Raw genomic sequence first — 8,217 nt, forward strand, 5'->3', positions numbered from 1 at the left:
GGCCGCCGTTCACGCCGGTGCGCCGATCTGGGTGCGCACCGCGTACAGCTCGGGGAAGAACGCGATGTCGAGCGCTTTCTGCAGGAACGGCACGCCGCTGGATCCACCGGTGCCGGTCTTCATGCCGATCGTGCGCTGCACCGTCTTCAGATGCCGGAACCGCCACAGCTGGAAGTTCTCCTCCAGGTCGACCAGCTCCTCGCACGCCTCGTACTCCGACCAGTGTTCGTCGGCGTGCTCGTAGATATCGCGGACCACGGGCATGAGCTCCTCGTTCATGCGGTACCCCTGGGTCACGTCGCGGTCGAGAGCCGAGGCGGGCACCGCGAAGCCGGCTCTGGCGAGATAGCGGAGGAACTCGTCGTACAGCGTCGGGGCGTTCAGGATGCTCGACAGCAGCTCATGCGCGGATGCATCGTTCTCGAACACTCGCAGCATGCGAGCATCCTTGTTGCCGAGCGTGAACTCGACGGCGCGGTATTGCCAGGACTGGAATCCGGACGAGTTGCCGAGGAAGCCACGGAACTGCGCGTACTCCGTGGGAGTCAGGGTGGCGAGCACCGACCACTGGTCTGTCAGCGTGCGTTGAATGTGCTTGACGCGGGCGATGCGCTTCAGCGCCGGCTGCAACTCGTTCTCGCGCAGCAGCCTGCAGGCATCCGTCAGTTCGTGGAGCACGAGCTTGAACCACAGTTCCGTGGTCTGGTGCTGCACGATGAACAGCAGTTCGTCGTGGTGCTCGGGTGTGCTGACCGGATGCTGCGCCGACAGCAGCTGCTCGAGCCCGAGATATGACGAGTAGCTCATGCGACGGCTGAAGTCGGTGACGATGCCTTCCTCGTAGCGATCTGCTTCGGCACGGCCGTGCTCGGCGTCGTGCTGTGCGGTCGAGTCTCGAGCAGCACTTGCGTCGGTCATCGCGCCTCCTCGCGTCCGCTCCATTGTCGCGTGGCGGTCGCGACGAGGTCGAATCGTGGCGCGGGTGTCAGAGCGGTTGCACCCCTACCGCGAACGTGTGCTGCAGCTGGAACGCCTCGGAGGTGGCAGCGCCTTCCTCGGCGAGCGAACGCACGCGATCCTCGATGCGCTCGAACTCGTCACGCAGCCTCGACGGCCGTTCGTTTTCCGCCGCTGTGCTCACGCGTACACGCTTCACGAGGCGGTCTTCCCGCACCGCTTCTTCCCAGTCCATCGCGGTGCCCACGATCACGGATGCCTGGTGCTCCAGCCGGTCGAGCGCTCGTTCGTAGACGGCACGGGCATCCAGGTCGTCGCTCTCCTGCTCGTGGGATCCGGTCGAATCCTCGAGTACTTCGACGGTCAGGCCGGATGCGGTGAGCAGGGTCGCGAGACGGCTGATCGCGCCCTCCGCCGTGTAGCCCACGAGGGTCGCAACCGTGACGTCGCGGTCGCGGAGCCAGGCGGCCAGGTCGCCCTCCCCGTCACCAGCGGCACCCGAGGTGATCACCGTCGCGTCTCTCGGATTGTCGGCGCGCTTCATTGACACCTCCGGTGCCGATCGTAGAAGTGGGCGGGCCGGCGCGCCAGCGATCGTACGCTCGGTCAGTCCCCTGGCGACGCCTTCAGGACGCCGAAGCACGTCGGCGCGACGGTCCCTTCGGTCAGAAGGGTGGTGGGTCGCTGTCGTATCCGGTGGGTGTTCTCACGCGGATGCCGCCGTCGGGTTGGGGGTCTAATCGGATCCGGGTCACCGTCTTCAACCGGTGCAGTCTCGGTTTGAACGGTGCCAGGTTGCCCACGTCCGTGGGTCCACCGTGCTGGCGTTCGATCACGTGATCGATCTCGGCCCCGGTCACGATCCCCACCGGCAGGTACGGGGCCGCGGCCTCGTCGAGCCCGTATTTCAACGTGAGCCAGGTCTTCTGATCCGGGGTGGGCCGGTACCGGGTGGTGTCCAGGTTCAACACCGCCGGACGGATCGGATCCGCCAGCACCTTCCGAAACGCGGGGGCGTCGCGTAACGCGGCCGCCGCCTGCTTCGGGGGGATCGGCCCATACCCGAGGAGCTCAGCGAACCGGCCGGCGTCGTCGATCAACACGAACGGCCGCACCCCCGCACCACCACGACGGTGTGTACCTCGCTTGGCACCGGTGGTGTCGCCTTTCAGCCACTGCACCGCCAGGTCGGCACGCACCTGATCCAGAGTGCGCGACTCGCCCGGCAGAGTGCGCAGGCGGCGGGCTTCCGCGGTCAACGCGGTCTCGATCTGCGCCACATCCATTACGGAGGCGTGGAGGTTCAACCAGGCCATCGCATCCGCAGCCGCCTCGACCACGACACGTCGTCTGGTGTGGGCGTCCTCGTGCCGTTGCTCGAGGGTGTTGGCGCACAACCGTTCCCGCAACAGGCGGCACCGACGGGCGAACATCCCAGGGTTCAGCTTCTCGACGATCCCCGCCATCCGCTCGTCAAACATCGCGTAAGCCGCCTCGTCGGGGAGCCCGGTGCAGGACTCGACGGCGGCGCGGACGTGCTGCGGGCTGATCCGCCCGGAGGTGAACAACTCCTTCAGCCGGGGCAACGACGTGTTGAGGACCTCGGCGTGCCAGGCCATGGAGCGGACCGTGGTCTCGCTCAGGTGCAACCACTGCGCCAGGTCGAACGCGACAGCCCGGACCGCGACGTCCACCTCCTCCGCCCGCGGGTCCTTCGCGGTCGCCCCGACCGGCACATAGACGCTGGGGTCTTCCCGGGCGTATTCGAACGCCCGACCTACCGCGAACAGTTGCCGTGCCGCTTCCAGGTTCACCAGGGTCTGGGAGGAGACCGCATCGTCAATGACGGACCGCATCAACCCCGCACCCGAGTCCGTCCGCACCCATGACACGTGCTCGTCCGTCGCGGAACGGGCCGGCCGATCCAGGAACAGCAGCTCCGCCGACTCGTCGAACAACGACGCATCCGCCAACTCCGCCCAGAAGGCGACATCACCCTCCGGCACCGGTGCTAGTTCCACGTCGTTCATACCTTCGAAGCTAGGCCATGCCACCGACATTCCCCGGACACGGAAACCCAACCTGACCAGGCCTGTTGATAACCACGCAAACACGTCGCCTGGGGAGGAGAAGACGCACCGCGAAAGACAGGAGGAGGTCAGTCTCGAACGCATCCGATCGAGGTCCGGCCGCGGATGCTCACGGCTACTCGGCCGGCGAATCCATGTAGGCGACGGGTTGCATGGTGAAGAGCTCGGCGCAGTATCCGTCACGTTCGATCAGCTCGTCATGAGTGCCTCACATTCGCTACACCAACCGGCATCCGCCACAAACATTTCGTGTCGCGGATGCCGGTACCTGCAGCGGATGCCGATATGTGTGGCGCGAGCCGAATCTCGTCAGTGAATTCCGCTCACACCGCGGTCAGCGTCAGCAGCAGCGCGTGCTCGGGGTGCAGCCCCGGCATGGGCAGGCCCGCCGACCCGAGCAACCGACCCGGCACGACGACACCACCGTCGGCACCCGCCTCCGCGACACCCCGCAGCCACGGCGGGACGCCACGCAGAGCCGCGGCATGCGCATCCAGCGGCAGTCCCAGCGCCACACGATAGTCGCGCTCGGGGTCGAGTCCGGCGAACCGCAACCGCGCGGGCACCTCGTTCGGCGACGTAGCAAGCGCGGCGTAGACGAAGACCGCACGGGAGCCGTCGTGGGCAACCGTGCCGTACGCGGCATCCGTCTCGTCCGGGCGGTCGATGCGCACCGCTCGGCCGGTGTGCAGCAACGAACGGTTCGCCTTGTAGAACTCGATAGCGGCACGCAGCTGCGTGCGTTCGGCATCCGTCAGCGACCGCACGTCCCATTCGATGCCGAAATGGCCGAACAGGGCGGTGATCGCACGGAACGACAGGTCGTGCGTACGCCGAGTGGTGTGCGAGGTGCCGGGACCGACGTGCGACCCGACGAGCTCTGGAGGCAGCACAAGGCCGGTCCAGCGCTGGATCGTCTGCCGCTCCAGCGCGTCGTTCGTGTCGGACGCCCACACCCGGTCGGCGCGCTGCAGGATGCCGAGGTCCACCCGAGCACCGCCTGAGGAGCAGCTCTCGATCTCGACACCGGGGTGCGCGGCGCGAAGCGCGTCGAGCAGCCGGTACACGGCGAGCGTCTGCTCGTGCGTCGACGGATGCCCGTCATGCCCGAGCTCGACCTGGTCTCGGTTCTGATCCCACTTCAGGTAGTCGATCGGGTACTCGCTGAGCAGGGCGTCGAGTCGCGCGTAGATGTAGTCCCAGGCATCCGGATTCACGAGATCGAGCACCTGCTGGTGCCGCCACGGCAGCGACAGTCGGCCGTGCGCTCCGTTCGGACGCGAGATCCAGTCCGGATGCTCGCGCGCGACCTGCGAGTCCTCATTGATCATCTCGGGCTCGACCCAGAGCCCGAACTGCAGCCCCAAGCCCTTGACGTGCTCGATGAGCGGTGTGAGTCCCTGCGGCCAGACATCCGGGTCGACGAACCAGTCGCCGAGACCCTTCGTGTCGTCGCGCCGTCCCAGGAACCAGCCGTCGTCGAGCACGAAACGCTCGACACCGAGATCGGCGCCAGCGTCGGCGAGCTGCTCGAGCACGGTCAGATCGTGGTTGAAGTAGACGGCCTCCCACGTGTTGAGCACGACCGGTCGCGGCGACGACAGATGCCCTGCGCGGCTTCGCACCCACTCGTGGAACTGAGCGCTCACCCCGTCGAGCCCCTCGGCGGAATACGCCGCGTACGCGATCGGTGCTGCGTAGGTCTCTCCCGGCGCGAGCACCACCTCGCCCGAACGCAACAGCTCCCCCACGGCGAGCACGGTCTGCCCGTCGCCGGCGCGTTCCACGCGGCTCGTGTGGTCACCGCTCCAGCCCAGGTGCAGCGCCCACACCTCGCCGGACCGCCAGCCGAACTCGGGCGTCCCGGCCGCGATCACGAGCGTCGAGTCGTGCCCCGTTCGGCCATGCCGCGCACTGCGGGTCCAGGTGCCCTGGTCGATTCGGCGGCGCTGCGGATGCTTCTCCCGCGCCCACCTGCCGGTCAGGTCGAGCGACTCGGTCGCCTGGCCAGGCACAGGGAGACTGGCGTCGAGTGCGGCGAGCGTGTACTCATCGTCCCCGGTGTTCGTGACGCTCTCCTCGACGAGCAGCATGCCGGTGGCATCCAGCGTGAGCGTGATGTCCACCCGCAGAGCGGATGCCTCGTCGCTGAGCACGAGCCGCGCGCGCTGGGTGCCCGCGGGGTCTTCGACCTCGAGGTGGGCATCCTGCATCTTCAGCCGTGGCGAGAAGGCTCGCCCGTCCCGATCGCCGGCGATCCCCGGGGTACCGCGCCACCCCCGCGACGGCTGAGGGATGAGCGACACCGGCACCGGCTCGTCGAACGCCGAGTGTGCTGAGGATGCCGTGAACAACGCCGGGTCGAGTCGGTCGCCGTTCTCGCCCAGGTCGGCACCCCAGTGCGCGATCCGCACGTCGGCGTCGCGCAGGTCGAGCAGCAGGCTGACGCCCGCGGCGCGCAGGTACAGGCGGTCGATCACGAAGCATCCTCCGAACGTGCGCGGCTCTCATCGGTCATGACGATGCGCAGCTCGCCCGCGCGCGACGAGAGCACCTCCTGTGCATGCCGGCTGAGTCCGTCGTCGCTGATCACAACGGCAGCCTCGTCCAGTTCCGCGATGGTCGACATCCCGACCGTTCCCCACTTCGTGTGGTCGGCCAGCACGACCACACGGCGGGCGGCGGCCACAAAGGCGCGATCGGTCTCCGCCTCGAGCAGGTTGGGTGTGGTGAAGCCCTCGTGCTCGTCCATGCCGTGCACACCGAGAAACAGGTAGTCCAGGTGCAGCTGACGCAACGCCGAGATCGCGATCGGCCCGACCAGGGCGTCCGACGGGGTGCGCTCGCCGCCGGTCAGGATGACGTGCCCTCGGCCGCTTCCCGCCCGGGGGTACAGCACGCTCGCCACCTGCACCGAGTTGGTCACGACGGTGCAGTCCAGCGGCGCACCGGCCAGCAGCGACGCGAGACGCCACGTGGTGGTTCCCGCGCTGATGCCGATGGCGCTTCCCGGGCGTACGAGGGATGCCGCCTCCCGCGCGATCGCGAGCTTCTCGTCCTCCTCGCGCACGATCTTCGACTCGAACCCCGGCTCATCCGTGCTGAGGCCTCCGCCGGGCAGCGTCGCACCGCCGTGCACGCGCTCCAGCAGCCCGCCGGACACCAGCACGTCGATGTCGCGCCGCACCGTCATCTCGCTCACCCCGAACTGCGTTGCGAGTTCGGTGACGCGCACGGTGCCCCGTTCCCGGGCGCGGGTGACGATCGCGCTCTGACGCGCGGCTGCGAGCATCATGCGATTATCCCTTGCTCGCACCCAGGGTGAGCCCGGCAACGAACTGGCGCTGCAGCACGAGATAGATGATCAACGTGGGGATGACCGTGATCATCGCGCCTGCCGCCAGCAGGTTGTAGTTCGAGAGGAACTGGCCCTGCAGATTGTTGATCGCCGTCGTGACGGGCAACCGGTCGCCGGATTGGATGAAGACCAGCGGCCAGAAGTAGTCGTTGTAGATGAAGATCACTTCGAGCGTGCCCAGCGCCGCCAGGGCCGGCCGAGTGAGCGGCAGGATGACGTTCCAGTACTGCCGCCATACACTTGCGCCGTCGACGCGCGCCGCCTCGGTGAGCTCGAGCGGGATCGCCTTCATGAAGTTCGAGAGCACGAACGTGCAGAAGCCGATCTGGAACGCGGTGTTCGCCGCGATGACGCTCACGTAGGTGTTCAACAGCGAACCGGAGTCGCTCATCCAATACGGCAGCGTCGTGTGCTTGAACAGCTCGAACAACGGAGCGGCAAGCACCTGCGGGGGCAGCAGGTTGCCTGCGGTGAACATGATCAGCAGCGTGACGTTGAACTTCCAGCTGTAGCGCGACACCGCGAACGCCATCATCGAGGCGAAGAACAGCGTGAGCAGCACGGCAGGAACCGTGATGATCACCGAGTTGCCGAAGTAGGTCGGGAACCCACCCTGCGTCCACGCGTCGACGAAGTTCTGGAAGCTGTAGTGCCCAGCGATCGAGAAGTAGCCGTACTTGTCGGTGTCGGCCTTCGGTCGCAGCGACGTGTACAGCGTCCACACGAGTGGCAGAAGCCACATGATCGCCATCACGGTGACGAAGAGGTACGTCGCCCAGAAGCGCCTCTTCCTGCGGTGCGTGCTGGTCGGCGCGTGAGGCGGAACGCGGACGGATGCCGTCGTGGTGGTCATGCCTTCTCCCTTCGGAACGTTCGCGCCAGGTAGAACACGATGGGCACCAGCGAGATGACCAGCAGCACCACCGCGAGTGCGGATCCGACGCCGATCACCTGCCCTTCACCGATGAGGTTCTGGATGACCAGCACGCTGAGCAGTTCGAGACCGTTCGTGCCGCGGTTGATGACGTAGACGATGTCGAACGCACGCAGGGACTCGATGATCGTGATGACGACGATGATGATGTTGGTCGGCTTCATGGCCGGGAACACCACCTGGAAGAAGGACTTCCAGGCGCCGGCTCCGTCGAGGGATGCCGCCTCCCGCAGGCTCGGGTCGACGCTCTTCAGTCCAGCCAGGTAGAGGATCATCACGTAGCCGGCGTGCCGCCAGGTGGCGGCGACCATCGCCGCCCACAGATTGACCCCTGGCGTTCCGAGCCAGTCGACGGCGTTCGGTTTGCCCGCCGTTCCGAGCAGGAAGTTCAGCAGGCCGTTGTCCTGCGAGTAGAAGAGCTGCCAGATGATGCCGATCAGCGCGAGCGACAGCATCACCGGCGCGAAGAAGATGGACTGGTAGACGCGGGTGCCCTTCAGCGCCTGGTCGAGGAGCACCGCGAACAGGAGTCCGAGCGGCGTCCCGATGATGCCGAGGAACAGCAACCAGATCACGTTGTGCAGCACCGCCGGCCAGAACGGCGTGTAGCTCTGGAAGATGTACTGGTAGTTGCTCCAGCCCGCCCATTTCATGTCGGTGAAGTCGAGGCCGTTCCACTGAACGAACGAGAGTCCGATCGAGAACAGCGTGGGAAGCCAGACGAGGACGAGCTGGATCAGGGTGGGGATGCCCACCATGATCGACAGCACGACGACGTCCCGGCGCGTGAACTGACGCAGGCGGCGCCGCGTGCCGGGGGGGGGTGGGCCCCCCCCCGGCCCGGGGGGCCTCTGGGGGGGTGGCAGCCTGTCCCCCCA

General features: G+C 67.0%; 7 protein-coding genes. All 7 read right to left on the bottom strand.

The window, feature by feature from the left end:
- Positions 1–9: 9 nt before the first annotated feature.
- Complete coding sequence (gene kynA / locus ACTHNC_RS09615) at positions 10–918, bottom strand: tryptophan 2,3-dioxygenase (protein WP_440294379.1); 909 nt, start codon at positions 916–918, stop codon at positions 10–12.
- A 67-nt stretch (positions 919–985) separates the two neighbouring features.
- Positions 986–1,501: a hypothetical protein gene (locus tag ACTHNC_RS09620; RefSeq protein WP_440294380.1), complete on the bottom strand. Its 516-nt coding sequence runs from the start codon at positions 1,499–1,501 to the stop codon at positions 986–988.
- Between the two features lie 121 nt (positions 1,502–1,622).
- Positions 1,623–2,987 carry a DUF222 domain-containing protein gene (locus ACTHNC_RS09625; protein ID WP_440294381.1) on the bottom strand — a complete coding sequence of 455 codons (1,365 nt, stop codon included), beginning with the start codon at positions 2,985–2,987 and terminating at the stop codon, positions 1,623–1,625.
- A 383-nt stretch (positions 2,988–3,370) separates the two neighbouring features.
- Positions 3,371–5,524, bottom strand: a complete 2,154-nt coding sequence (locus ACTHNC_RS09630; RefSeq protein ID WP_440294386.1) for an alpha-galactosidase — start codon at positions 5,522–5,524, stop codon at positions 3,371–3,373.
- A complete protein-coding gene (locus tag ACTHNC_RS09635; protein ID WP_440294387.1) occupies positions 5,524–6,339 on the bottom strand; it encodes a DeoR/GlpR family DNA-binding transcription regulator in 816 nt (271 codons plus the stop codon). Before ACTHNC_RS09635 ends, ACTHNC_RS09630 begins: the two co-directional genes overlap by 1 nt.
- Positions 6,340–6,346: 7 nt before the next feature.
- Positions 6,347–7,258, bottom strand: coding sequence for a carbohydrate ABC transporter permease (locus ACTHNC_RS09640; RefSeq protein ID WP_440294382.1), 912 nt, complete (start codon positions 7,256–7,258; stop codon positions 6,347–6,349).
- A complete protein-coding gene (locus ACTHNC_RS09645; protein ID WP_440294383.1) occupies positions 7,255–8,109 on the bottom strand; it encodes a carbohydrate ABC transporter permease in 855 nt (284 codons plus the stop codon). The genes ACTHNC_RS09640 and ACTHNC_RS09645 overlap by 4 nt, the downstream gene beginning before the upstream one ends.
- Between the last annotated feature and the right edge of the window lie 108 nt (positions 8,110–8,217).

Source organism: Humibacter sp. (genome assembly GCF_051954055.1).
In the GTDB taxonomy this organism is placed as follows: Bacteria; Actinomycetota; Actinomycetes; order Actinomycetales; family Microbacteriaceae; genus Humibacter.

Excerpts from the sequence above, each read along its gene's own strand:
- kynA (WP_440294379.1), bottom strand. The coding sequence starts at position 918 with ATGACCGACGCAAGTGCTGCTCGAGACTCGACCGCACAGCACGACGCC.
- ACTHNC_RS09635 (WP_440294387.1), bottom strand. The coding sequence starts at position 6,339 with ATGCTCGCAGCCGCGCGTCAGAGCGCGATCGTCACCCGCGCCCGGGAA.
- ACTHNC_RS09625 (WP_440294381.1), bottom strand. The coding sequence starts at position 2,987 with ATGAACGACGTGGAACTAGCACCGGTGCCGGAGGGTGATGTCGCCTTC.
- ACTHNC_RS09620 (WP_440294380.1), bottom strand. The coding sequence starts at position 1,501 with ATGAAGCGCGCCGACAATCCGAGAGACGCGACGGTGATCACCTCGGGT.
- ACTHNC_RS09640 (WP_440294382.1), bottom strand. The coding sequence starts at position 7,258 with ATGACCACCACGACGGCATCCGTCCGCGTTCCGCCTCACGCGCCGACC.